At 70.6% G+C, this 25,627-nt stretch carries 16 protein-coding genes and 1 pseudogene; 10 read left to right on the top strand and 7 right to left on the bottom strand.

Annotated features, from left to right (window positions below; genetic code table 11):
• Positions 1–3: 3 nt before the first annotated feature.
• The gene (locus GEV28_RS15915; protein ID WP_291412849.1) at positions 4–735 is read left to right on the top strand and encodes an SDR family oxidoreductase; all 732 of its coding nucleotides are present in this window, start codon (positions 4–6) and stop codon (positions 733–735) included.
• A gap of 8 nt (positions 736–743) precedes the next feature.
• Here GEV28_RS15915 and GEV28_RS15920 read toward each other — a convergent pair whose 3' ends face one another.
• On the bottom strand, positions 744–3,284 hold the full coding sequence (locus GEV28_RS15920; protein ID WP_291412850.1) for a polynucleotide kinase-phosphatase: 2,541 nt from the start codon (positions 3,282–3,284) through the stop codon (positions 744–746).
• A complete protein-coding gene (locus GEV28_RS15925; protein WP_291412851.1) occupies positions 3,281–4,714 on the bottom strand; it encodes a 3' terminal RNA ribose 2'-O-methyltransferase Hen1 in 1,434 nt (477 codons plus the stop codon). The genes GEV28_RS15920 and GEV28_RS15925 overlap by 4 nt, the downstream gene beginning before the upstream one ends.
• Positions 4,715–4,866: 152 nt before the next feature.
• On the opposite strand from GEV28_RS15925, the gene GEV28_RS15930 reads away from it, so the two are divergent.
• The 4 genes from GEV28_RS15930 (at position 4,867) to GEV28_RS15945 (ending at position 13,753) form a co-directional block, all read left to right on the top strand.
• Positions 4,867–8,373, top strand: a complete 3,507-nt coding sequence (locus GEV28_RS15930) for an ATP-binding protein (RefSeq protein ID WP_291412852.1) — start codon at positions 4,867–4,869, stop codon at positions 8,371–8,373.
• Positions 8,374–8,386: 13 nt separating this feature from the next.
• Complete coding sequence (locus GEV28_RS15935) at positions 8,387–10,873, top strand: DNA topoisomerase IV subunit A (protein ID WP_291412853.1); 2,487 nt, start codon at positions 8,387–8,389, stop codon at positions 10,871–10,873.
• Positions 10,870–11,655 (top strand): class I SAM-dependent methyltransferase, encoded by a 786-nt coding sequence (locus GEV28_RS15940; protein WP_291412854.1) that lies wholly within the window; start codon positions 10,870–10,872, stop codon positions 11,653–11,655. The genes GEV28_RS15935 and GEV28_RS15940 overlap by 4 nt, the downstream gene beginning before the upstream one ends.
• Positions 11,656–11,722: 67 nt before the next feature.
• Positions 11,723–13,753: a hypothetical protein gene (locus GEV28_RS15945; protein ID WP_291412855.1), complete on the top strand. Its 2,031-nt coding sequence runs from the start codon at positions 11,723–11,725 to the stop codon at positions 13,751–13,753.
• A gap of 21 nt (positions 13,754–13,774) precedes the next feature.
• Here the strand turns inward: GEV28_RS15945 and GEV28_RS15950 are convergent, their stop codons facing one another.
• From GEV28_RS15950 to GEV28_RS15965, 4 genes are all read right to left on the bottom strand, one after another.
• Complete coding sequence (locus GEV28_RS15950; protein WP_291412856.1) at positions 13,775–13,906, bottom strand: hypothetical protein; 132 nt, start codon at positions 13,904–13,906, stop codon at positions 13,775–13,777.
• 84 nt (positions 13,907–13,990) lie between these two features.
• On the bottom strand, positions 13,991–14,539 hold the full coding sequence (locus GEV28_RS15955) for a GNAT family N-acetyltransferase (protein ID WP_291412857.1): 549 nt from the start codon (positions 14,537–14,539) through the stop codon (positions 13,991–13,993).
• Positions 14,523–15,593: an XRE family transcriptional regulator gene (locus GEV28_RS15960; protein ID WP_291412858.1), complete on the bottom strand. Its 1,071-nt coding sequence runs from the start codon at positions 15,591–15,593 to the stop codon at positions 14,523–14,525. The genes GEV28_RS15955 and GEV28_RS15960 overlap by 17 nt, the downstream gene beginning before the upstream one ends.
• A gap of 61 nt (positions 15,594–15,654) precedes the next feature.
• Positions 15,655–16,632: an aldo/keto reductase gene (locus tag GEV28_RS15965; protein ID WP_291412859.1), complete on the bottom strand. Its 978-nt coding sequence runs from the start codon at positions 16,630–16,632 to the stop codon at positions 15,655–15,657.
• A 176-nt stretch (positions 16,633–16,808) separates the two neighbouring features.
• Between GEV28_RS15965 and GEV28_RS15970 the strand changes: the two genes are divergently transcribed.
• The 5 genes from GEV28_RS15970 (at position 16,809) to GEV28_RS15990 (ending at position 24,973) form a co-directional block, all read left to right on the top strand.
• On the top strand, positions 16,809–17,828 hold the full coding sequence (locus GEV28_RS15970) for an enolase C-terminal domain-like protein (protein ID WP_291412860.1): 1,020 nt from the start codon (positions 16,809–16,811) through the stop codon (positions 17,826–17,828).
• Between the two features lie 33 nt (positions 17,829–17,861).
• Positions 17,862–19,457: a sugar ABC transporter ATP-binding protein gene (locus GEV28_RS15975; protein WP_291412861.1), complete on the top strand. Its 1,596-nt coding sequence runs from the start codon at positions 17,862–17,864 to the stop codon at positions 19,455–19,457.
• A gap of 98 nt (positions 19,458–19,555) precedes the next feature.
• Complete coding sequence (locus tag GEV28_RS15980) at positions 19,556–20,521, top strand: ABC transporter permease (RefSeq protein WP_291412862.1); 966 nt, start codon at positions 19,556–19,558, stop codon at positions 20,519–20,521.
• Positions 20,522–20,524: 3 nt separating this feature from the next.
• The gene (locus GEV28_RS15985) at positions 20,525–21,499 is read left to right on the top strand and encodes an ABC transporter substrate-binding protein (RefSeq protein WP_291412863.1); all 975 of its coding nucleotides are present in this window, start codon (positions 20,525–20,527) and stop codon (positions 21,497–21,499) included.
• 84 nt (positions 21,500–21,583) lie between these two features.
• On the top strand, positions 21,584–24,973 hold the full coding sequence (locus tag GEV28_RS15990) for a glycoside hydrolase N-terminal domain-containing protein (RefSeq protein ID WP_291412864.1): 3,390 nt from the start codon (positions 21,584–21,586) through the stop codon (positions 24,971–24,973).
• A gap of 86 nt (positions 24,974–25,059) precedes the next feature.
• Here the strand turns inward: GEV28_RS15990 and GEV28_RS15995 are convergent.
• Positions 25,060–25,627 (bottom strand): annotated as a pseudogene (locus GEV28_RS15995) (hypothetical protein); the annotation flags it as partial.

Below are 25,627 nucleotides of genomic sequence, written 5' to 3' on the forward strand. Positions count from 1 at the left end.
GTCTTGTCGACTCCGAAGATCGCTCTCGTGACCGGCGGCGGCTCCGGCCTCGGCCGGGTGATCGCGACCGCGCTGACCGGCGCCGGCTACCGGGTGGTGGTCGCGGGCCGAACGCGCGCCTCGCTCGAGTCGGTGTCCGGTGCCGACCCGGTGGTCGCCGACGTCACCGACCCCGACGCCGTGCGCGCGCTGTTCGACCACGTCGCCGACCGGTACGGCCGGCTCGACCTGCTCGTGAACAACGCCGGCGTGTCGGGGCCCGTCGGCCCGGCCGACGAGCTGTCCGAAGCGGACTGGCAGGCCGTGGTCGACACCAACCTCACCGGCTCGTTCCGCTGCGCCCAGGCGGCGTTCCGGCTGATGAAGGCGCAGGACCCGCGCGGCGGCCGGATCATCAACAACGGCTCGGTCTCCGCGCACGTTCCGCGCCCGAACGCGGTGGCCTACACCGCGACCAAGCACGCGATCGCCGGCCTCACGAAGGCACTGTCCCTGGAGGGCCGCGCGCACGACATCGCGGTGAGCCAGCTCGACATCGGCAACGCGGCCAGCGACATGACCGCGGGCTTCGGCTCGGGCACCCTGCAAGCGGACGGCTCGCGGCGCCCCGAGCCCACGATGGACGCCACGCACGTGGGGGACATGGTCGTGCACATGGCCGGGCTCCCGCTGAGCGCCAACGTCGCGTTCGTGACACTGATGGCCACGACGATGCCGTTCATCGGGCGGGGTTAGCGCGAGGTTCAGAGCCGTGGGTCCACCGGCTCGGACTCCAGGGCCAGCACGGCGAACACCGCCTCGTGCACCCGCCACAGCGGCTCGGCCGCGGCGAACCGGGTGACCGCCTCCAGGCCCAGCGCGTACTCGCGCAGCGCCAGGGACCGCTTGCGGCCCAACGAGCGCTGCCGCAGCCGGTCGAGGTGCTCGGGGTAGTCGGGGCCGTAGATGATCCGCAGGTACTCCCGGCCACGGCACTTCACGCCCGGCTGCACCAGCCCGTGCCTGCCTCGCTCGGTGCCCTCGTACGGCTTCACGACCATGCCCTCGCCGCCCGCCGCGGTGAGCTCGGTCCACCACACGACGCCCGCGGCCACCGAGTCCGGGTCCGTGGTGTCCACAATGGACCGTCGGGTGGCGCGGAACAACGCCGGATCGGCGGCGACCAGCCGATCGAGCAGGGCATGGTGCCAGCCGCGGTCCCGGTCGGCGTGGCAGGCGCCCTCGCCGGCGAGGACCGTGAACGGCGCCAGCGAGATCCCGTCGAGCTCGCCGTCGACGTCGTGCACCGGCCAGCAGTACCGGCCGTACGCCTCGGTGAACGCTGTCGCGTTGGCGAGCCGGATGCGCTGCCGGTCGGCGAGCGCGGTGATCGTCGCGGGGTCGGCGTAGCGCGCGGCCGCCCGGTCCAGCACGTCCAGTGCCGCCGGCAGCACGTGCCGGGCCGCGGCGCCCACCGGAGCGTACTGGCGGCGCAACAGCTCGCCGGCCTTCAGCGACCACGGCAGCAGCTCCGCGTCGAGCACCAGCCAGTCCGTGCCGAGCTCGGCCCACAGCCCGGCGGAGTCGACCGCGGCGCGGACCCGGGCGAGCAGCCGCTCGGTGACCTCGCCGGCGAAGAACGACCGGCCGGTGCGGGTGTGGATCGCGCCCGTGCCGTCCGTCGCGCCGAACCGGTCGCGCGCGACCTCGGCGGAGCGGCACACGACCACCACCGCGCGGGAGCCCATGTGCTTCTCCTCGCACACCACCCGCGCCACCCCGTCCGCGCGGTAGGCGGCGAACGCCTCGCCGGGGTGCTCCAGCATCCCGTCCACAGTGGACGTGGCGCACGGGGCCATCGTCGGCGGCAGGTACACCAGCCAGCGCGGGTCGATCGCGAACCGGCTCATCACCTCCAGCGCGCCCGCCGCGTTCTCCTCGAGGATCTTCACCCGGCCGTGCAGCCCGGTCTCGACGAACCGGGTGCCGAGCACGTCGTCGACCCGCAGCAGGTCCGCGGGCCGCTCCGGCGGGGCGAGCGGCCGGACCGGCTCGTAGTGCGTCCGCTCCGCGGGCACCGCCACGAGCTCCTTCTCCGGCCACCGCAGTGCGGTCAGCGAGCCGCCGAACACGCAGCCGGTGTCCACGCAGATCGTGTTGTTGACCCAGGTGGCCTCCGGCACCGGCGTGTGCCCGTAGACCACGGTGGCGGCGCCGCGGTAGTCGTTCGCCCACGGGTAGCGCACCGGCAGGCCGTACTCGTCGGTCTCGCCGGTGGTGTCGCCGTACAGGCAGAACGCCCGGACCCGCCCGGACGAGCGCCCGTGGAACTCCTCCTTGAGCCCCGCGTGCGCGACGACCAGCCGGCCGCCGTCCAGCCGGTAGTGGCTGACCAGCCCGTACATGAACTCCCTGGCGTCCTTGCGGAACCGCTCGGGCTCGGCGGCCAGCTGCGCCAGCGACTCCGCGCGCCCGTGCGCCACCGACACGTCCCGGCCGTCCAGCGCGCGGACCAGCTTGTGCTCGTGGTTGCCCGACACGCACAGCCCTGTGCCGGCCGCGACCATCCCCATCACGAGCCGAAGCACCCCCGGGGTGTCCGGGCCGCGGTCCACGAGGTCGCCCACGAACACCGCGGTCCGGCCGTCCGGATGCGTGGCGCCGACCGGGCGGCCTTCGTCGTCGCGGGTCAGCGCGTAGCCCAGCCGCGTCAGCAGCGACTCGAGCTCGGCGCGGCAGCCGTGCACGTCGCCGATCACGTCGAACGGCCCGGCGAGCTCACGCTTGTCGTTGTATGCCTTCTCCCACTCGATCCGCGCGCCGTCCACCTCCTCCACAGTGGACAGCACGTGGACCTTGCGGAAGCCCTCCTTGTGCAGGTGGCGCACGGAGCGGCGCAGCGCGTCGTGCTGGCGGCGGATCACGTGCTCGGGCAGCTCGCGGTGCGCCGCGTTGCGCTGGTAGGACAGCGCCACCGGCAGGTCGAACACGATCGCCACCGGCAGCACGTCCTGCTCCCTGGCGGCCGCGACGAGCTGCGCGCGGTCCTGCCGCTGCACGTGCGTGGCGTCCACGACGGTGCGCCGCCCCGCCCGCAACCGCTTGGCCACCACGTAGAACAGCGCGTCGAACGCGTCGCGGGTGGCGCCCTGGTCGTTCTCGTCGTCGGACACCAGCGCCCGGAACGCGTCCGAGGACAGCACCTGGGTCGGCAGGAAGTGCCGCGCGGCGAAGGTCGACTTGCCCGAGCCGGTGACGCCTACCAGCGCCACGAGCGAGAGCTCCGGAATCTCCAGCGTCCTCATCGGTTCCCCCTCGTGAACACCGCGAGCTGGGTCGGCGCGCCAACCTCGGCCCCCTCCTCGTCGCCGACCGGGCCGACCGGCACGTACCGCACCGTGTACCCGTGCGCCCCGGCGACCGCGTCGGCCCACGCCGCGAGCTCCGCACGGGTCCACTCGAAACGGTGGTCGGGATGGCGCATCTCGCCCGCGGGCAACGAGTCCCAGCGCACGTTGTACTCCGCGTTGGGTGTGGTCACGAGCACCGTGGCGGGGCGGGCCGACCCGAACACGGCCGTGGCGAGCGCGGGCAGCCGTGGCGGGTCGACGTGCTCGACGACCTCGGACAGCACCACCGCGTCGTAGCCGGCGAGCCGGGAGTCGGCGTAGGTCACCGAGCCCTGCAGCAGGGAGATCCGGGCCCGCTGCCGGTCGGCGAGCTGGTCGAGCCGCAGCCGCGCGGCCGCCACCCGCAGCGCGCCGGCCGCCACGTCCACGCCGACGATCTCGGTGAACGCCGGCTCGGCCAGCAAGGCGTGCAGCAGGTTTCCCTCGCCACAGCCCAGATCCACGACCCGCGCCGCACCCGCGGCCCGCAGCTCGGCGAGAATGGCGGCCCGCCGCTGGTCGGCGAGCGAGGGCAGCCGCCGGTCGCCCGCGTCGTGGCCGGGTCCGTCGGAGACCTCGGAGGCCGCGGCGTCCTCGGCCGGCCGGTCGTCCAGCTCGGTCAGCCGGGCCAGCGCCTCGGCGGCGTAGCGGCGCTGGTGGGCGAGGTAGCGGGTGGTGATCAGATCTCGCTCCGGGTGCGCGGCGAGCCACGCGCCGCCCGAGCGGATCAGCTTGTCGATCTCGTCGCCGGACACCCAGTAGTGCTTGGCGTCGTCGAATACCGGCAGCAGCACGTAGAGCTGGGACAGCGCGTCGGCCAGCCGCATCGTCCCGGCCAGCCGAAGGTCGACGTAGCGGCTCGCGCCCCACTCCGGGAACGCCGGGTCCAGCTCGATCGGTGCGGCCACCAGCGACCAGCCGAGCGGCTCGAACAGCCGCGCCGCGAGCGCAGGCCCGCCCCGGCAGGGGAGGACCGGTACGCGGATCTCCAACGGGATCGCGGTCGCGGCGAGCTCCGGGCGCGCGTCGCAGCGGCCCTTCATGGCCGTGTTGAACACCTTGCCGAGGGTCACCGCGAGCAGCGAGGAAGCCGCGTAGGGCCGGTCGTTGACGTACTGGCCGAGCGAGAACCCCTCGCCTGCCGGGCCGCGGGCCGACCGCACCAGCTCGACCGGATCCACCTCCAGGAACAGCGCCGCGGTGCACCGCTCGTCCGCCACCTCCGGATACATGACGTGGGCCACCCCGGCCGCCACGTCGAACCGCTGGACCCGATCGGGATGTTTGTGCAACAGAAAGCCCAGGTCACTAGCGGGGCGATGGGTCGTGGAGACGGTCAGGAGCATGCCGGCCAGTATTCGGCATGCTCATGACCCGAGCGAACGACTTCGCCAAATGCGCGGGGTTGTCGGGGGCTGCGGATACCCTTCTCTACGGTGGTGCGCGCGCCGTCGGCATGATGTCGATCTCGGCGGCACCGATGATCTGGGAGTTGAGGGTGACTGCGGAGACGCTGTACGGGGCCGACGACCTCACGCATCTCGAGGGTCTCGAGGCGGTGCGCAAGCGACCCGGCATGTACATCGGGTCCACCGACAGCCGGGGGATCAACCACCTCTTCAACGAGATCGTCGACAACTCCACCGACGAAGGTGTGGCCGGTCACGCCAGCAAGATCGTGGTCACCCTGCACGCCGACGGCAGCGTCCAGGTCGACGACGACGGCCGCGGCATCCCCACCGGCGTGCACGCCAAGTCCGGTTTGTCCGGCGTAGAACTGGTACTCACGCGGCTGCACGCGGGCGGCAAGTTCGGCGGCTCCGGCTACAAGACCTCCGGTGGCCTGCACGGCGTCGGCGCGTCCGCGGTCAACGCGCTGTCGCACCGGTTCGACGTCACGGTGAAGCGGGAGGGCAAGGTCCACCACATGTCCTTCGCCCGCGGCGTGCCCGGGGAGTTCGACGGGCAGGGCCCGAAGGCCAAGTTCACCAAGAAGTCCGGCCTGCAGGTGGCGCGGCGGATGAAGCGCGGCGAGCGCACCGGCACGTCCATCCGGTACTGGTACGACGCGCGCTACTTCGAGAACAGCGCGGCGCTCGACCTCGAGGCGGTGCGGGCGAAGCTGCGCAACACCGCGTTCCTCGTGCCCGGGGTCGGCTACGTGCTGCGCAACACCACCGAGGGCGCCATCGCGGAGGAGACCTTCGCCTACCCCAACGGCCTCGCGGACATGGTCGACTTCCTCGCGCCGGGCGACGAGAAGCCGGTGTCCGGCATGCTCATGATCACCGGCGATGGCACCTACCGGGAGAACGCCGCCGACGAGAACGGTGTCATGCAGTCCAAAGTGGAGCGCCGGGCCGAGGTCGAGGTCGCGTTGCGCTGGGGCACCGGCTACGACCGCACGGTCGAGTGCTTCACCAACACGATCCGCAACGTGCACGGCGGCACCCACCGCCGCGGCTTCGACCGCGCGGTGGTCAAGGCCGTGCAGGAGGCCATCGGCAGGACGCGCGGTCTGTTGAAGCCCAAGGAGGACCCGCCCACCCTCGATGACGTGCAGGAGGGCATGACCGCGGTCGTGCACGTGCGGATCCCCGAGCCGCAGTTCACCTCGCAGACCAAGGACGAGCTGTCCACGGCGGGCATCACCAAGGTGCTGCAGGGCATCGTCGAGCAGCAGCTCAAGGCGTGGACGGAGAACCGCAGGACCAAGACCGAGGCCAAGACCGTCCTCCAGAAGGTGGTCGACGCGGCCCGCGTCCGGTTGGTCCAGAAGCAGCAGAAGGACGCCGCCCGCCGCAAGACCGCGCTGGAAGGCGCGGCGATGCCCCCGAAACTGGTCGACTGCCGCGCGACGGGCATCTCCCGGAGCGAGCTGTTCCTCGTGGAAGGCGACAGCGCGCTCGGCTGTTTTACCGGGGACACGATGGTGGCGTTGGCATCCGGGCAGAGCCGTTCGTTCGCCGACCTGGCGGCCGACTGGCAGCGCGGCGTCACTCACTTCGGTTACGCCACCAACAAGTCCGGTCGAGTGGTCGTCGTTCTGCTGGCCGAGCCGCGGCTGACCAAGCGAGCCGCGCCGCTGGTGCGAGTCACGCTCGACAACGGCGAGTCCGTGCGGTGCACGCCGGACCATCGGTTCCGGCTGCGCGACGGTTCCTATCGCCGTGCCGACTCCCTGGAATCGGGCGTCTCGTTGATGCCGCTGTACCGGTCGGTGTCGGCCAAGGCGAAGGGCGACAAGCTGGACGGGTACGAACGCGTGTGGATGAACGACCGCGAGGAGTGGGTCTACACGCACTACGTGGCCGACGGCTACAACCTTCGGCACGGCTTGGACAGCGCCGACAACGGAACAGTTCGCCATCATGTGGATGTCAACAAGCGGAACAACGATCCACGCAACATCCGGCGCATGACGTGGGACGACCACGCCGCCTTGCACGCGGCGATGATGGGCGATCATGTGCACGAGGGGTATCGCGCGTGGCTGGCCAGCAGCGGGGGCCAGGAGTTCAAGTCGGCGATGCTCACCGCACAGTGGCAGGATCCCGCCTTCCGCGAGGCGTGCCTCGCGCGACTCGCGGCGCGGAACCAGGATCCCGCGTTCCGCGAGAGGATTCAGCAGGGATTCCAGGATTGGTATACCGCTCTGAGCGAGCAGGAGAAGGCGGCCTACGCCGAACGAATGAGGGAACGCCAGGCCGAGTACTGGGCACATCCGGAGCACCGGGCGGTTGCCGCGCAGCGGGTTCGCTCGTTCTTCGCCGATCCCGTGCGGCGCGTCGAGTGGAGTGCCCGCTCCCGCGCACAGTGGCAGGACGAATGCCTGCTCGACTGGCGCAGGAAGGCGACCGTGGAGCAGTTCGCTGACCCGGCCGAGCGGGAGAGGCAGCGAGCGGCGGTCCTCGCGTGGCATCGCGAGCACCCCGAGTTCGGTGCGGCACACTCGCTGCGGATGAAGCGCCGGATGAGCGATCCTGCGAACGGTCATCTGGCCAGCGTGCAGGCCGGACGCGCGCGATACGTGACCACGGTGCCTCGCGCGGATCGGGTGGCTCGGCAGAAGGACGGACGCCGAATCGCCGCGCTCAAGCGTCTGTCGGCCTTTCTGCACCTGTCCGACTCCGACCTGAGCTCCGCATACGAGGCGGATCGGCTGCAATGGGCGAAGACCGGGCTCCGGTTCGCTCGCCTCCTGGCGTACTGCGACGGCGACTACGCGCGATTGAGGGAAGCTGCCACCCAGGTCAATCACACGGTGGCCGCCGTCGAGCCGCTCGACGAGACCGCGGACGTGTACGACCTGACGGTCGAGGGCTACCGCAACTTCGCGCTCGAAGCAGGGGTGTTCGTGCACAACAGTGCGCGGCACGCGCGCGTGTCGGAGTATCAGGCGCTGCTTCCCTTGCGCGGCAAGATTCTCAACGTCCAGAAGGCGAGCCTCGCCGACACGTTGCGCAACGCCGAGATCGCGTCGATCGTGCAGGTGCTCGGGGCGGGCAGCGGGCGCACGTTCGACCTGTCCACCATGCGCTACGGCCGGGTCATCCTGATGGCCGACGCCGATGTGGACGGATCGCACATCCGCACGCTGCTCATCACGCTGTTCGCCCGGTACATGCGGCCCGTCATCGAGGACGGCCGACTCTTCGCGGCCATGCCGCCGCTGCACAAGATCACCACCAGGGGCCGCAGCCCCGAGACGCACTTCACCTTCACCCAGCGGGAGATGGAGACCAAGCTCGCGGCGCTGGAGAAGGCCGGCAAGCAGATCGTCACGCCGGTGCCGCGGTTCAAGGGCCTCGGCGAGATGGACGCCGACGAGCTGTGGGACACCACGATGAACCCGGCGACCCGTTCGGTCCGCCGGATCACCATGGACGACGTCGACGCGGCCGAACAAGCGCTGGAGCTGCTGATGGGTGAGAAGGTCGAGCCGAGGCGGGCGTGGCTGGTCGAGTCCTCCGTCCGGGTGGACCAGTCGACGATCGACATCTGAGGATAGGAAAGCAATGGCACGCCGCAAGGCCCGCACGACCCGGGTCGACCCGTCCGCGTTCGACCGGGCGGGCGCGCAGGTCTTCGACAACCCGTTGAAGACCGAGATCGAGGACTCCTACCTCGAGTACGCGTACTCGGTCATCCACTCCCGGGCCCTGCCCGACGCCCGCGACGGCCTCAAGCCGGTGCACCGCCGAATCCTGTTCTCCATGAGCGAGAACGGTTACCGGCCCACGCACGCGTACGTGAAGTCCAGCCGCGTGGTCGGCGACGTGATGGGCCGCTACCACCCGCACGGCGACATGGCCATCTACGACGCGATGGTCCGCCTGGCCCAGGACTTCTCGATGAACGCGCCCCTCATCGACGGGCACGGAAATTTTGGTTCCCCGGACGATGGACCGGCCGCGAGCAGATACACCGAGTCGCGCCTGTCGCCGGAGGCGATGCTGCTCGTCGGGGAGCTGGGCGAGGACACCGTCGACTACCGGCCCAACTACGACGGGTCGCTCGAAGAACCCACCGTGCTGCCGGCGGCCTTCCCCAACCTGCTCGTCAACGGCACGTCCGGCATCGCGGTCGGCATGGCCACCAACATGATCCCGCACAACCTGGGCGAGATCATCGGTGCGACGCGGTGGCTCATCAACCACCCCACCGCCACGCTCGACAAGCTCATGGAGTTCGTCCCCGGCCCCGACCTGCCCACCGGTGGCATGCTGCTCGGCCTCGACGAGGTCCGCCGCGCCTACGAGACCGGCCGCGGCGTCGTCCGCATGCGGGCCAAGGTCGAGACCGGCCCGCTGGAGGGCAGCCGCGGCCGGCAGGCCATCACGGTCGTCGAGCTGCCGTACGCGGTCGGCCCCGAGAAGATCATCGAGAAGATCACCGACGAGGTCACCAAGTCCAAGCGGCTCACCGGCATCGCCGACGTCAAGGACCTCACCGACGGCGAGAACGGCACCCGCCTCGTCATCGAGTGCAAGGTCGGGGTCAACCCGCAGGCGCTGCTCTCCGACCTCTACCGGCTCACGCCGATGGAGCAGTCGTTCGGCATCAACAACCTCGTCCTCGTCGACGGCCAGCCGCGGACGCTGGGCCTCAAGGCACTGCTCGAGGTCTTCCTGCGGCACCGCTACGAGGTCGTCACCCGGCGCACCAAGTTCCGCCGCCGCAAGCGCGAGGAGCGGCTGCACCTCGTCGAGGGCCTGCTCATCGCGCTGCTCGACATCGACAAGGTCATCCGGCTCATCCGGGCCAGCGAGAACGCTGCCGAGGCCAAGGAGGGCCTCATGAAGCGGTTCAAGCTCTCCGAGACCCAGGCGACCTACATCTTGGACACTCCACTTCGGAGGCTCACCAAGTACGACAAGCTGGAGCTGGAGAACGAGCAGGACCGGCTGCGTGCCGAGATCGCCGAGCTGTCCAAGATCCTCGACGACGAGTCGGTGCTCAAGAAGGTCGTCTCCACGGAGCTGGCCAAGATCGCCAAGGACCTCGCCGGCGAGCGGCGTACCGCGCTCATCGACGGCGACCTCAAGGAGGTGCTGGCCGCGTCCAAGCCGGCCGGCCCGCTGGAGGTCGCGGACGACCCGTGCCAGGTCATCCTGTCCGCCACCGGCCTGGTGGCACGCACGGCGGCGGAGTCCGAGGAGGCCACCGAGGCCAGAAGGCGCAGCGGCCGCGCGAAACACGACGCGGTGGCCGCGCTCGTGCACTCCACCGCGCGCGGGCAGGTCCTGGTGGTCACCAGCCGCGGCCGGGCGTTCAAGACCGACGTGCTGCCGCTGCCGGTCCTGCCCGAGCACGCGGGCACCGTGTCGCTGGGCGGCGGCATGGCGACCAGCGAGCTCGTGCCGCTGGAGAAGGGCGAGAAGGTCGTCGGCATCGTGCCGCTCGGCGAGCGGGCCGAGGGCTCGCCGGGCCTCGCGCTCGGCACCCGGCAGGGCCAGGTGAAGGTGTGCGCGCCGGACTGGCCGGTGCGGTCCGACGAGTTCGAGGTCATCGGCCTCAAGGACGGCGACGAGGTCATCGGCGCCACGTGGCTCAGCGACGGCACGGAGACGTGCGTGTTCCTGTCGTCGGACTCGGCGCTGCTGCGCTTCGGTTTGTCGGTGGTGCGGCCGCAGGGCCTCAAGGGCGGCGGCATGGCCGGCATCAACCTGGTCGCCGGCGCGGAGGTCGTGTTCTTCGCCGCACTGCGCACCGACGACAACGAGCACGGCGAGCCGATGGTCGTCACGGCCAGCGGGCAGAGCGTCAAGGTCACACCGTTCGCGAGATACCCGGCCAAGGGCCGGGCCACCGGCGGCGTGCGCACCCAGCGCTTCCTCAAGGGGGAGAGCCGGTTGGTGCTCGGGTGGGTGGGTCCGCGGCCGGCGGGCGTGTCGCGCACGGGCTCGGCCGTCGAGCTGCCCGAGCCCGACCCGCGCCGCGACGGCTCGGGCACCGCGCACCCGGGCCCGGACATGGTGGGCCGGCTGATCGAGCGCTCGTGACCGACGCCACCCGCGCGCTCGCGGACCATTACTCGGCGTCGGCCGAGGCGTACGAGCGCGGGTGGGCCGGCGTGCTCAACCCGGTGAGCCTGCGGCTGCTGGACCGGCTGCCGCTGGCCGGCGCCCGCCGGGTGCTCGACCTCGGCACAGGCGTCGGCACGCTGCTGGCCGACCTGCGGGCCGCCGCGCCGGACGCGGTTGTCGTCGGGGCCGACCGGGCCGCAGGCATGTTGCGCCGGTCGCCCGCGGGCTTCCCCCGCGTGGTGGTCGACGCGGCCCGGCTGCCGTTCGCCGACGGGGTCTTCGACGTCATGGTCCTCGCGTTCATTCTGTTCCACCTGCCCGACCCGGCGGCGGGTCTGCGGGAGACGCGCCGGGTGCTGCGGCCGGGCGGCGTGGCCGGGATCGCGGTGTGGGGGCAGGAGCGGCCGGTGCGCGCCGTCGAGATCTGGCGCGAGGAGCTCGACCGGCACGGGGCGCCGCAGGACGACCCGCTGGTCAGCCGGCACGTCGTGCTCAACAGCGCGGAGAAGCTGGCGGCCGTGCTGTCGGCGGCCGGCTTCACCGCCGTCGATGTCGGCCCGGTGCCGTGGTCGCTCCCGCAGAACCGCGAGGAGTTCGTCGCCCACCACACCAGCCTCGGCGTCGCCGCCCGCCGCCTGGCCCGGCTCGAGCCGGCCGCCCAGGAGGAGTTCCTGCGCTCGGTCCGGCGCCGGCTGACCGGGCTCGGCCCGGACGACTTCGCCGACGGCCGGGAGGTTCTCGCCGGCACTGCCCGCTGATCGGCGGATTGACGAGCGCCACACGCCCCGCCAAGGTGAGGACCAGTCACCTTACCGGGGAGTAGCAATGGCGCACCGAAGGCGGGTTGTCGGGTTGGTCGCGGCCGCTCTGGTGGCGGGGGTCGTGGCCCTGCCGGGCTCGTCGCCCGCCGCGGCCGCGCCCGACGTGAACGACCTCGACGGCGGCTGCGTCGCGCTGAAGGCGCCGTCCGGCAAGTACGTGGTGCGCAACGCCCTGGGTGGCTACCAGGCCACCGGTGACGCGCCGTCGCAGCCGTTCCGCCTGCAGGAGACCGCGCAGGCGAGCTACCTGTTCTACGGCACCGCCAAGGACTTCCTCGGCACCGGGCTGGGTGTGCTCGGGGTGCTGAAGGCGGCCGCGGCCGGGCCGCGGACCGAGTGGCGGCTGACCGCCTCCGGCGAGACCGTCACGATCACCTCCCCGGCCGCGAACCGCCAGCTCGCCGCCGACCCGATCTTCTCCACCCTGGCGCTGCGCGCCACCGGCACCAGCTTCACGTTCGTGGAGACCACGGGCTGTGCCACCGCGCCGGAGGCCGAGGTCGACGTCGAGGGCTCGCCGTTCACCGGCACCACCCCGGACGGTGAGGTGCGCGGGGTCGTCGACCTGCACAACCACCTGACCTCGTTCGAGTTCATCGGCGGCGACATCATCTGCGGCGACCCGTGGAGCCCGTACGGGATCACCGCGGCACTCGTCGACTGCCCGGACCACGAGCCGAACGGCCTGGGCGCGTGGTGGGAGAACCTGGCCGGCGGCGGCTACCCGACGTTCACTCACGACACGACCGGCTGGCCGACGTTCACGGACTGGCCCAAGCACAACTCGTGGACCCACCAGGCGTCGTACTACAAGTGGCTGGAGCGGGCCTGGCGTGGTGGGCTTCGCGTCTACACCAACCTGTTCGTGAACAACGCGGCGCTGTGCGAGATCTACCCGCTGAAGCACAACCCGTGCGAGGACATGGCGTCGATCCGGCTGCAGGCGCAGCGGATCTACGAGCTGCAGGACTTCATCGACGCGCGGAACGGCGGGGCCGGGCAGGGGTGGTTCCGGATCGTGCGCGACCCGGCGCAGGCGCGGTCGGTGATCGAGCAGGGCAAGCTCGCGGTCGTGCTGGGGGTCGAGGTGTCCCAGCCGTTCGGCTGCGGGATCAGGAACGGCGTGCCGCAGTGCGACCAGGCGGACATCGACGCCGGCCTGGACGAGCTGTACGACCTGGGTGTGCGGCGGATGTTCGTGTGCCACAAGTTCGACAACGCGCTGTGCGGCGTCAGGTTCGACGGCGGCACCGTGGGCGTGGTCGTCAACGCGGCCAACTTCTACTCGACCGGCCGGTTCTGGCAGGCGGAGACGTGCACGGGTCCCGCGCACGACAACACGATCTCGGTCGAGAGCGACATCTTGGCCGGGCCGCTGTCGGGGCTGCTGCCGCCGGGGGTCACGCTGCCGGTGTACCCGAGCGCGCCGCACTGCAACATCAACGGGCTGACCGACCTGGGCCGGTACGCGATGGAAGGCATGATGTCGCGCGGCATCATGATCGACGTCGACCACATGGGCGTGCGGTCGATGGACCAGGCGCTGGACCTGCTGGAGGCCAACGACTACCCGGGCGTGGTGTCGAGCCACTCGTGGCTGGACCCGAGCTACTACCCGCGGATCCTGTCGCTGGGTGGCGTCGCCGGCCCGTACGGTTCGGGCACGCAGCAGTTCGTCGAGGACTGGCACACTGTCAAGGCCGCGGCCGACCCCGACTACGAGTTCGGCACCGGCGCGGGCTTCGACACGGGTGGCTTCGGCCACCAGCCGCCGCCCCGCGCGGACGCGGCGGCCCACCCGCTGGAGTACCCGTTCCCCACCTTCGACGGCGGGTCCACAGTGGACCACCAGCGGACCGGAGAGCGGGTGTACGACCTGAACGTCGACGGCATGGCGCACTACGGCCTGCTCCCGGACTGGCTGGCCGACCTGCGGATCGCCGCGGGTCCCGACGCCACGGAGATCACGAACGACATGGCCCGCGGCGCCGAGGTCTACCTCCAGACGTGGGAGCGCAGCCTCGCCTGGGGCTGACCGGGACCACCGGTCAGCCGGTCAGCGCAGGGAGGCCCAGGGCTCGTCCTGCACTAGGCGGGGATGGTCGACCCGGCGCCACGTCGCCTGGAGCTCGGGCTCCTGGAGGTGGAGGAGCCGGTAGAGCGTCTCGCGGATGATCTCCGCAGACACGCCCTTCCGGGCCGACACACGGTGGTCGGCGACCCGCGGCGCGGGTGGCCGCCAGCAGGTTAGTTCGTCGTCGCTGTTAAGCCATTACCCCAGTTTCCTCACCATCACATCAAACGCCGGCGAACCCGGCAGCGGATTGCGCTTCTGGGCCGCTCTGTGCCAGCCCCACTTGCGGTAGGCGGCCTGCGCTGCCTCGGCGGCTGGCAGCACTGTCAGCGTGGCCCGTTCCTCGACGCGGTCAGTAAGCAGGAGATCATGCATCGTCTCGGCCACGTGCTGGCGTCGCCAGGGAGCGCGTACCAGTAGCTCTACCAGGGCAAACGTGCGATTCGAGTGCTCCTCCGTGATCGTCTTGCTCACCGGCGTGGTGAGGTTCTGCCACCAGGGCGTATTCGGCAGCAGGGTGACACCGAAACCCATGCCGACCAATTGGCCCTGGTCGCAAGCCTCAACCAGAGTGAAGCCGTCTTGCCGTCGCTGGCCGTCGAAGCGTTCAGCGAACAGCTCGGCGTGCTCCTGACCCCACTCGTACGGGGGCTCGGCGTATACCTCCGTGTACAGCTCGGTCAACTCGTCCCTGTGCTGTGCGGCCTGCTCGCCGTCTATCGAGGCGTACTCAACCTTCGGCGGCAATCACGTCACCCTCTCGTATGGGAGCGGCTTGGCGGAGGTAGTCGCGGAGTTGGTCGGTGACGTTAGTTACCGACGCTTCGCCCGCGTGCCGGGTGACCAGCTCAGCGTGGAAGCGAATCAGCCAGTCGTAGACGACGGATGACCGGACAGCTCCGGCCAGGCTGAGCGCAGCGGTCGCCACCTCCACCGATTCCGCCGGTTCGCGCTGGCTCAGCCGCACTTTGGCCAAGCGGATCTCATCGAGGATGCGGCTGCGGTCGTAGCCGTTGGCCCTGGCCTGGCGGGCTTGCAAGGTGTGGTACTCGGCGCGGCCGGCGTAGGCCCGCCAGCGGGCTTGATCTTCCGTCTGCAGTGCGAGCTGGGTGTAGGTGTTGGCGGCCAAGCAGTCAACCTCGGCTTGGTTCATGTAGTGCGGCCAGTCGGGTGCTGGTCCGTCGTCGGCGGCTTCGTACCAGACCTCGACGCAGGCTTCAGCCGAGCGGGCCGCGTCGGGCGCTTCCCGGCTACCGAGCTGCGCGTATGCACGTGATTCGAGCCCGAGTAGTTCTGACCGGACCAACCGGCTCTCCGACCGGTGCAAGGCGTACAGGCCGGCCTGCGCCAGGTTCAGGCTGTCGTCGTAGCTGCCGAGCGCCGTGGACAGTTGGGTCATGTCACCGATGACCTTGACGCCGAGCGCCAGCGCTGCTGGCCCGGCTTCGCGGCAGGCATGTAACGCCATCATGTAGTAGCGCTGGGCGGCACCGGCTAAGCCGTGGTCGTAAGCCATCCACCCGGCCAGTTGCGACAGTTCGGCCATGATCGGCAGCAGCTTGGCTCTGGTCACGGCGTCCCTGGTTTCGTGCACGCTTTCCGCCACAGCGTTGAGCTGGCCGACCACAGCCTTGCGTTTCAGACCTCCGACACCGGACGCATCCCAGCGCCGGAACAGCTTGACGGCATCCCGGAGCTCGTCGAGATTGTCAAGGCCGATCGGCTCGTCACGCCCGGCAGGTAATGACGCGACCCATTGCCGGATCGGGCGAATCAGCGCGGCGCTGCTCAGAATTGACAATTGCTCCAAGACTTTGCGGCGACTAGCCAGGTCGTGTGCGGAGAATCCCGGGTGGTTGCGGTCAGAACCCCTCGGGGGTGTGCGGGAGATAGTGCTCCTCCAGCTGGGCCAGCTCGTCGGCGGACAGGTGGAGGTTCACCGCGGCCACGGCGTCGGCGAGGTGGTGGTCCTTCGTCACGCCGACGATGGGGGCGCTGACGGCCGGCTGGTGGAGCAGCCAGGCGAGGGCGACCTGGGCCCGCGCCGTGCCGCGGGCCTCGGCGACGGCCTTCACCGCGTCCACGACCCGGCGGTCCGCGTCCTGTGCCTGGCGGTAGAGGGAGCTGCCGAAGTCGTCGTTCTCGGCGCGCGTGGTCGTGTCGTCCCAGTCGCGGGTGAGCCGGCCTCGGGCCAGCGGGCTCCAGGGCAGGGTGCCGACACCCTGGTCGAGACAGAAGGGGAGCATCTCCCGCTCCTCCTCGCGCATGATCAGGTTGTACTGGTCCTGCATCGCGACGAACCGGGTCCAGCCGTTCAGGTCGGCGACGTACTGCGCCTGCGCGAACTGCCAGGTCCACATCGACGAGGCGCCGAGGTAGCGCACCTTGCCGGCACGCACGAGATCGTGCAGCGCCTCCATGGTCTCCTCGATCGGGACCCGCGGGTCGTAGCGGTGGATCTGGTAGAGGTCGATGTAGTCGGTGCCGAGCCGGCGCAGGCTCTCCTCGACCTGGGTCATGATCGCCGCGCGGGACAGGCCCGAGCCCTTGGGTCCCGGCCCCATCCGCCCGTGGACCTTGGTGGCGATGACGACCTCGTCCCGCTTGACCAGCTCGTCGAGCGCCTGGCCGGTGATCTCCTCGCTGGACCCGTCGGAGTACACGTTGGCGGTGTCGAAGGTGGTGATCCCGGCGTCGAGCGCCTGCTTGACGAGCGGTCGCGCCTCGTCGAGGCCCAGCGTCCACACATGGTTGCCGCGGGCGGGGTCGCCGAAGCTCATGCAGCCCAGCACCACCCTCGACACCTCGAGCCCGGAACCGCCAAGGCGCACGTACTCCATCTGTGGATCTCCTCCCAACCACGGCACGGCTGACCGTCCAACGATATGCCCGGCAGAGATCCGAGGTTTCAATGTGTGGTCGGTGGTGGAGTCGGCGGTGTAGACAAGAGCCTTGACGCCGAATACATCCGATGTCTAACCTCCGGGGGAGATCACGCCCAGGAGCAGGAGCGTTCGTGGCTCGCATCGTTGCGTTGGACACGAGTGACGTGCGGTTCCCCACGTCGCTGTCACTGGACGGGTCGGACGCCATGAACCCCGACCCCGACTACTCGGCCGCCTACGTGCGCATCTGCACGGACGCCGCCGGCGGGCCCGACGGCCACGGCTTCGTGTTCACCATCGGCCGCGGCAACGAGGTCCAGGTCGCCGCCATCCGAGCGCTCGCGCCCTACCTGGAGGACCGCGACCTCGACGAGGTGCTCGACGACCTCGGCGGTTTCTGGCGCGAGCTGGTCCACGACTCGCAACTGCGCGCCCACACCACCACCCCCGGCCGGCTCGGCTACGACGACGCCAAGCTCGCCCGCCTCTGCCGCGAGGCCGTCACCGACGGGTTCACCCAGATCAAGCTCAAGGTCGGCGCCAACCTCACCGAGGACATCCGACGACTGGGCATCGCGCGCGACGTCTGCGGGCCCGGCATCCGGATCGCCGTCGACGCCAACCAGCGGTGCGAGGTCGCCGAGGCCGCCGAGTGGGTCACGGCACTCCAGCCGTTCGACGTCGCGTGGGTCGAGGAGCCGACCAACCCCGACGACGTGCTCGGCCACGCGGCGATCGCCCGCGGGGTCGCGCCGATCCCGGTGGCCACCGGCGAGCACATGGCGAACCGGGTGATGTTCAAGCAGTTCCTCCAGGCGGGCGCGCTCCAGATCCTCCAGCTCGACGCGACCCGGGTGGCCGGTGTCAACGAGAACATCGCGATCCTGTTGCTGGCGGCCAGGTACGGGGTTCCGGTGTGCCCGCACGCCGGCGGCGTCGGGCTCTGCGAGACAGTCCAGCACCTGGCGATGTTCGACTACCTCGCGGTGTCCGGCAGCGCGGAAGGCCGCATGATCGAGTTCGTGGACCACCTGCACGAGCACGTCGTCACCCCGGTCGAGGTGACCGGTGGGCGCTACCGTGCTCCCAAGGCGCCCGGCGCGGGCGCACAGCTGCTCGATGCGTCCATTGTGGAGTACACCCATGGCTGAGCTGTACCGCCGAAGCGGGAAGGGGGCGAGGTGTTGACCGTCGAACCCCAGGTCGCCACGGTGCCCCTCCTCGAGGTGGCGGGCGTCGACAAGACCTTCCCCGGCGTGCGGGCCCTGTCCGACATGCACCTGGAGCTGCGCGCGGGCGAGGTGCTCGCGCTGGTCGGGGAGAACGGCGCCGGCAAGTCCACGCTGATGAAGCTGCTCTCCGGCATCTACCCCGCCGACACCGGGTTCTTCCTGCTGGGCGGCGAGACGGTGGAGATCGCCGGGCCCAAGCACGCGATGGAGCTCGGCATCAGCATCATCCATCAGGAGTTCAACCTGGTGCCGCACCTCACCGTGGCGCAGAACGTCTTCATCGGTCGCGAGCCGCGCCGCATGCGGGTCCTGCTCGACGAGCGCAGGCTCGCCCGCGACGCGCGCGAGCTCATCGAGCGGCTGCACCTGCCGCTCGACCCCGACGCGATCGTCGGCAACCTGACCGTCGCCAACCAGCAGATGGTCGAGATCGCCAAGGCGCTGTCGCACGATCCCAAGGTGCTGATCATGGACGAGCCGACCGCGGCGCTGAACGACGCCGAGGTGGCGACGCTCCACGAATTGATCCGACGTTTCGTGAGGCCGGAGACCGGGGTCATCTACATCTCCCACCGCATGGAGGAGATCAGGCGGATCGCCGACCGGGTCACCGTCATCCGGGACGGCGAGTACGTGGACACCGTCGAGGTCGCGAGCAGCACCACCCGGGAGATCATCTCGATGATGGTCGGCCGCACGATCGCCGACGGCGCCGGCCCGCACGACGTCCGGGACGACCGCGAGACCGTCCTCGAGGTGGCCGGCCTGTCGACCAAGGCGCTCCTCAAGGACGTCTCGTTCGACCTGCGCGAGGGCGAGATCCTCGGCTTCGCCGGGCTGATGGGTGCCGGCCGCACCGAGACCGCCCGCGCGATCGTCGGCGCCGACCCGACCGACCGCGGCACGATCTTCCTGCGCGGCAGGCCGGTCCGCATCGGGCACCCGGCCGACGCGGTCCGGTACGGCATCGGCTACCTGTCCGAGGACCGCAAACGCTACGGGCTGCTGCTCGACAAGGACGTCAAGGCCAACGTCACGCTCGGCGCGCTGCGGGACAAGTTCGCCACCGCCGGGTTCATCAACGACCGGGCCGCGCGGACCAGGGCGGGCGAGTACGTCGGCGCGCTGAAGATCAAGACGCCGTCGGTGGACCAGACGACCAAGTTCCTCTCCGGCGGCAACCAGCAGAAGGTCGTCATCGCCAAGTGGCTGGTGCGCGACTGCGACATCCTGATCTTCGACGAGCCGACCCGCGGCATCGACGTCGGCGCGAAGGAAGAGATCTACCAGCTGCTCAACGAGCTTGCCGGGCAAGGAAAGTCCATCATCATGATCTCCTCGGAGCTGCCCGAGGTGCTGCGCATGTCGCACCGGGTGGTGGTGATGAGCGAGGGCCGGGTGACCCGGATCCTCACCGCGGCCGAGGCGACGCAGGAGAGCATCATGCACTACGCCACGCTCCGGCCGGACGAGAACGTCGAGGACGCCGTCGAGCTGGGCCTCGACCCGGTGGAAACCGGCGCTGCCGAGGGGGAGGGAGACACATGACACCCATGCACGAACCGGGTGCCCGCCAACCGCACCCAAGGGGAACGGGACGCAACCCAGCCACCGGTACGTCCGGAACTGGACCGGACCAACCCACGGTGACCACAAGGGTTAAGTCCGGGGAGGCGGGCACGCTGCAGCGGTTGCTCGCGTTCGCGAGCCTCATCGTGATCTACGCGTTCTTCTCGTTCGCGAGCCCGTTCTTCTTCACCTACGGCAACTTCACCGCGATCCTGTTCTCGACGGTGGTGATCGGCACGCTGGCGATCGGCACCACGTTCGTGATCATCACCGGCGGCATCGACCTGTCGATCGGCACCGGCATGGCGCTGTGCGCGGTGATGTCCGGCGTGTTCATCGTGAACATGGACCTGCCGCTGGTGGTCGGGCTCGTCGCGACGGTCCTGTTCGGCGGGCTGATGGGGCTCGTCAACGGCATCAACATCGCCATCCTCAAGATTCCGCCGTTCATCGCCACGCTCGCGATGATGCTGGTGGCGGAGGGGCTCGCGCTGGTGCTGTCCAACAGCGCGCCGATCTACTTCAGCGATGACCCGTCCTACACCAAGATCTCCACCGGCAACATCATCCCCGGCGTCGAGTTCCCGAACGCGGTGCTCGTGCTGATCGTCGTGGCGGTCATCGCGGGCGTGCTGCTGACCAAGACCGTGCTCGGCCGCTACACCTACTCGATCGGCAGCAACGAGGAGGCCACCGCGCTGTCGGGCATCGACGTGCGGAAGTGGAAGATCGCGATCTACGCGCTCGCGGGCCTGTTCATCGGCCTCGCGGGCATCATGATCTCCGCGCGGCTCGGGTCCGCCCAGCCGGCCACCGGCATGGGCTACGAGCTGCAGGCGATCGCCGCGGTGGTCATCGGCGGCACGTCGTTGTCCGGGGGCAAGGGATCCATCGTCGGCACGCTCATCGGCGCGCTGATCATCTCCACGCTGAACAACGGCCTGCAGATCATGTCCATCCCACAGGAGTGGCAGAACGTCATCCTCGGCTGCGTGATCCTCGTGGCCGTCTACACCGACATTCTCCGGAAGAAAGAGGCCTGATCAATGAAGATGCTCAAGGCCGGTGCGGTTCTCCTCGGTGCCGCCCTGACCCTCTCCCTCACCGCGTGCGGCGAGGAGGGTGGCACCGGCGACGGTGGCGGTGGTGGCGACAAGCCCTACATCGCGATCGTCTCCAAGGGCTTCCAGCACCAGTTCTGGCAGGCGGTGAAGAAGGGTGCCGAGGAGGAGGCCGCGAAGCAGGGCGCGCGGGTCACCTTCGTCGGCCCGCCGACCGAGCAGGATGTCGAGGAGCAGATCAACATGCTCACCAACGACATCGCCAAGTCGCCCCAGGCCATCGGGTTCGCCGCGCTGGACAGCCAGGCGGCGGAACCGCTGCTGCAGCAGGCGAAGTCGCAGAACATCCCGGTGATCGCGTTCGACTCCGGGGTGGACAGCGACGTGCCGGTGACGACGGTGAGCACGGACAACAAGGCCGCCGCGGCCGAGGCCGCCAAGCACATGGCCGAGCTGGTGGGCAACAAGGGCAAGGTGGCCATGGTCGTGCACGACCAGACCTCCAAGTCCGGCACCGACCGCCGGGACGGCTTCATGGCGTGGATGGAGCAGAACGCGCCGGACATCACCGTGCTCGAGCCGCAGTACGGCGGCGGCGACCAGCTGGAGTCGGCCAACATCACCAAGTCGATCATCTCGGCGAACCCGGACCTCAAGGGCATCTACGCGTCCAACGAGGGCTCCGCGATCGGCGTCATCAAGGGTGTCGAGGAGAGCGGCAAGACCGGCCTGCAGCTGGTCGGCTTCGACTCCGGCAAGGCCCAGGTCGACGCGATCCGGGACGGCGCGATGGCCGGCGCGGTCACCCAGGACCCGGTCGACATGGGCCGGGAGCTCGTGGTCGCCGCGATGAAGGCGATCAACGGCGAGGACCAGCCGAAGACCGTCGACACCGGTTTCAAGTGGTACGACAAGACCAATGTGGACGCCGCCGACATCAAAGCCGTGTTGTACGACTGACCTGATTTCCTGAAGATCCCTTATCCGGCACGGAAACCCTTTCCGATGCCTGTTCAGGCCTGCGCTCATGACAGAGGAGTCGTGATGGCGAACAGACCCTTACGCGAGAGAACGACCCGAGTGCTGGTGACCACGGTGGTGGCGGCCACCGCGTTCGCCGGCACCGCACTGGTGGGCACCGGCGCGGCCGCGACCGGCTCCGGCGGGCACGGCGGCGGTCATGCGAGCCGCGACGCCGACCTCACCCTGTGGTACGACGAGCCGGCGACCAACTGGGAGTCCGAGTCGCTGCCGATCGGCAACGGCGCCATGGGCGCGAGCGTGTTCGGCGGCGTGCGGACCGAGTTGTTGCAGTTCAACGAGAAGACCCTGTGGTCGGGCGGCCCCGGCTCGCCCGGCTACGACTTCGGCAACTGGCGCGCGCCGCGGCCGGGGGCCATCGAGGCGGTGCAGGAGCGGATCGCGACCGAGGGCGAGGCCGACCCGAACTGGGTCGCCCAGCAGCTCGGCCAGCCCAAGACCGGCTTCGGCTCGTACCAGATCTTCGGCGACATCCGGCTCACCCAGCCCGAGGAGCCGGCCGACGTCACCGGCTACCGGCGCGACCTCGACATCGCCGAGGCCACCGCGGGCGTCGGCTACACCTCCGGCGGGGTGCGGTACTCCCGCGAGTACCTCGCCTCGGCGGCCGACGACGTGATCGTCGCCCGGATGTCCGCCGACCAGCGCGGGAAGGTCGGCTTCACCACCGCGGTCACCGCGCCGGACAACCGGTCGAAGACCGTGACCGCCCGCGACGGGCGGATCACGTTCGCGGGCGCGCTCAACGACAACGGGCTGCGCTACGAGTCCCAGATCCGGGTGCTCAACGAGGGCGGCACGCGCACGGACAACGCGGACGGCTCGGTGACGGTGAGCGGCGCGAACGCGGTGACCCTGGTGATCGCCGCGGCCACCGACTACTCCAACGTGTACCCGACCTACCGCACCGGGCGCGACCCGCACGGCGTGGTCACCCAGCGGGTGGACCGGGCCGCGCACAAGGGCTTCGGCCGGCTGCGCGCCGCGCACCTCGAGGACTACCAGGAGCTGTTCGACCGGGTGCGCCTGGACATCGGCCAGGAGATGCCGGACATCCCGACCGACGACCTCCTGCGTGCCTACCGCGACCCGGCCACCCCGGCCGCGCAGCGCAAGGCGCTGGAGGCGCTGTACTTCCAGTACGGCCGCTACCTGCTGGTCGCGTCGTCCCGGCCGGGCTCGCTGCCGGCCAACCTGCAGGGCGTGTGGAACAACTCGACCAGCCCGCCGTGGGACGCGGACTACCACGTGAACATCAACCTGCAGATGAACTACTGGCCGGCCGAGACGACGAACCTGTCGGAGACCACCGCGCCGCTGTTCGACTACGTGGACTCGATGGTGGCGCCGGGCGAGGTGACCGCCCAGGAGATCTACGGCAACCGCGGCTGGGTGGTGAACAACGAGACCAACCCGTACGGCTTCACCGGCCTGCACAACTACGCGCAGTCCTTCTGGTTCCCCGAGGCCGGCGCGTGGCTCGCCCAGCACTACTACGAGCACTACCTGTTCACCCGGGACGAGATGTTCCTGCGCGAGCGGGCCTACCCGCTGATGCGCTCGCTCACCGAGTTCTGGATGGACGAGCTGGTGGTCGACCCCCGCGACGGCAAGCTCGTCGTGACGCCGAGCTACTCGCCGGAGAACGGGCCGTTCTCGGTGGGCGCGTCGATGTCCCAGGAGATCGTGTGGGACCTGCTGACCAACACGGTGGCGTCGGCGAAGAAGCTCGGCGACCAGGAGTTCGCCGCGCAGGCGCAGTCCACCTTGGACAGGCTGGACCCGGGTATCCGGGTCGGGTCGTGGGGCCAGCTGCAGGAGTGGAAGGAGGACTGGGACGACCCGAACAACACCCACCGGCACGTGTCGCACCTGTTCGCCCTGCACCCCGGCCGGCAGATCACCCCGCAGGACGACCCGGAGCTGATGGCCGCGGCCCGCACGTCGCTCGAGGCACGCGGGGACGGCGGCACCGGCTGGAGCAAGGCCTGGAAGATCAACTTCTGGGCTCGGCTGCTGGACGGGAACCACTCCCACCTGATGCTGTCCGAGCTGCTGAAGTCCAGCACGCTCGACAACCTGTGGGACACCCACCCGCCGTTCCAGATCGACGGCAACTTCGGCGCCGCCGCCGGGGTCGCGGAGATGCTGGTGCAGAGCCAGTCCGGGGTGGTCGACGTGCTGCCGGCGCTGCCGGACCTCTGGGCCGACGGCTCGGTCGAGGGGCTGCGGGCCCGCGGCGACGTGACCGTGGACGTGGACTGGACCGGCGGCACGCCGACCCGGATCGAGCTGGAGGCAGGGAGGTCCGGGCCGCTGACCGTGTCGTCCGACCTGTTCGCCGGCCGGTACGAGGTGGTCGACTCGCGCGGGAAGCCGGTGCACGTGACGAAGTCGGGCGCGAACATCACGATCGACGCGAAGCGTGGCCGCACGTACGTGGTCAGGGCGCTCGCGGCGGTCCAGGTCGAGGCGCCGGAACAGGTCGTGGCGTCGACCCCGTTCGACGTGGCCGTCACCGTGTCGGCGCTGGGCCGCACGCTCCCCGCCGGTGAGCTGGCGTTGGCGCTGCCCGAGGGGTGGACGGCCACGCCGGCCACGCGGCAGGTGCCGCAGCTGCGGAGTGGCCGGTCGGCGACGTACACGTTCTCGGTGACGGCGGTCAGCGGGCAGGCGGAGTTCGAGCCGATCCGGGCGGTGCTCACCGGGGACGGCTGGCGGCACACCGGGTCCTCCGGGGTGTCGATCGAGCCGGCACCGCCGTGCGCGCTCCCGCCGGCCGGCCCGCTGGTGGCCTGGGACCCGACCGCCGGGTCCACTGTGGACGACGTGTCGGCGGCGAACCGGGACGCGACCGTCGAGGGCACCGCGACCTACGACGACACGGCACCGACCGGGTCGGGCGTGGTGCTCGACGGCCAGTCCTACCTGCGCACCGCGCCGACGATGCTCGGGTTCCTCAGGCAGGCGACGTTCGCGACCGAGGTGAAGGTGTCGGGTTCGGGCTTCCGGCGGCTGTTCGACTGGCAGCCGAGCGGCGACCCGGGCACGGACGGCGTGCTGATCGACCTGACGCCGTCGAACCAGGTGCGGTTCATCGGGTCGGGCACCGGGACCACCACGTCCGCGGTGGTGCCGACCGGGCGCTGGGTCGACGTCGTGGTGACGATGACCGACGCGGGTGAGCTGACCGTGTACCTCGACGGCCAGCAGGCGGCGACGGCCACGGTTCCGGACGACGGGATCAACGGCTGCGCCAACAGGGAGCTGCGTTTCGGCGCGGACCAGGGTGGCGGCCAGCGGCTGACCGGCGCGGTGGACCGGACGGCGATCCTGCCGGTCGCGCTCACCGCCGAGCAGGTGCCCGACTGGCGCACCCACGCCTTCGGCTGACCGCACTACCTCGCGAGTCCCCCGTTCGCGACCCGCGAGTCCCCTGCCGGTGGGGACTCGCGGGTCCCGGGTGGGGGACTCGCGAGCTAGGTCGGTGACCAGGTGTCGGCGCCGGCCGTCGCCGCCACGACGCGCGGGTGCGGCAGGCGCTCGGTGACGGTCCGGCCGGCGAGCCAGGCCCCGAACCCGGCCGGGGACGGCGGCATGCCGGGGTAGTCGTCGCGCAGCGCGGACCGGTAGCGGCCGGGCAGCGGGTCGGCCGGGGCGAACCGCCGGGTGACGTGTGTGCTCGCGGCGATGAGCGGCAGCGACCCGGTGACCAGCCACGGCGCGAGGTAGGCGCCGCCGGCGGGGAGTCGACCCGCGGCGACCTCTGACAGGGTGGCGTCGGCGGCGGACCACCCGGACACAACCACCAGCGCGCCGGCGTCCACGGCCACATCCGGCTCGCGGGCTCCGTTGGCCGCGGCTGTGCCGGTGGCGCTCGGTGTCGGGTCGGCGGTGCCGGGTGCCCGGCCGGCGGTCGGGCCCGGTGGCGGGTTGGGGGCGGGTCGCGCCTCGAGGCCGGCGGCCGCCGCCGCGTCCCGCACGAGGGCGGCCGCGGCGACACCGCGCGGGGTCTCGTCGGCGGCCACCGTCAGCCGGCGTTCTCCT

It is taken from the genome of Actinophytocola sp. (assembly GCF_009379765.1).
In the GTDB taxonomy this organism is placed as follows: domain Bacteria; phylum Actinomycetota; class Actinomycetes; order Mycobacteriales; family Pseudonocardiaceae; genus Actinophytocola.

Bases quoted from the DNA above. Each gene is read 5' to 3' on its own strand.
- GEV28_RS15945 (WP_291412855.1), top strand. From the start codon at position 11,723: ATGGCGCACCGAAGGCGGGTTGTCGGGTTGGTCGCGGCCGCTCTGGTG.
- GEV28_RS15925 (WP_291412851.1), bottom strand. From the start codon at position 4,714: ATGCTCCTGACCGTCTCCACGACCCATCGCCCCGCTAGTGACCTGGGC.
- GEV28_RS15990 (WP_291412864.1), top strand. From the start codon at position 21,584: ATGGCGAACAGACCCTTACGCGAGAGAACGACCCGAGTGCTGGTGACC.
- GEV28_RS15935 (WP_291412853.1), top strand. From the start codon at position 8,387: ATGGCACGCCGCAAGGCCCGCACGACCCGGGTCGACCCGTCCGCGTTC.
- GEV28_RS15985 (WP_291412863.1), top strand. From the start codon at position 20,525: ATGAAGATGCTCAAGGCCGGTGCGGTTCTCCTCGGTGCCGCCCTGACC.
- GEV28_RS15965 (WP_291412859.1), bottom strand. From the start codon at position 16,632: ATGGAGTACGTGCGCCTTGGCGGTTCCGGGCTCGAGGTGTCGAGGGTG.
- GEV28_RS15920 (WP_291412850.1), bottom strand. From the start codon at position 3,284: ATGAGGACGCTGGAGATTCCGGAGCTCTCGCTCGTGGCGCTGGTAGGC.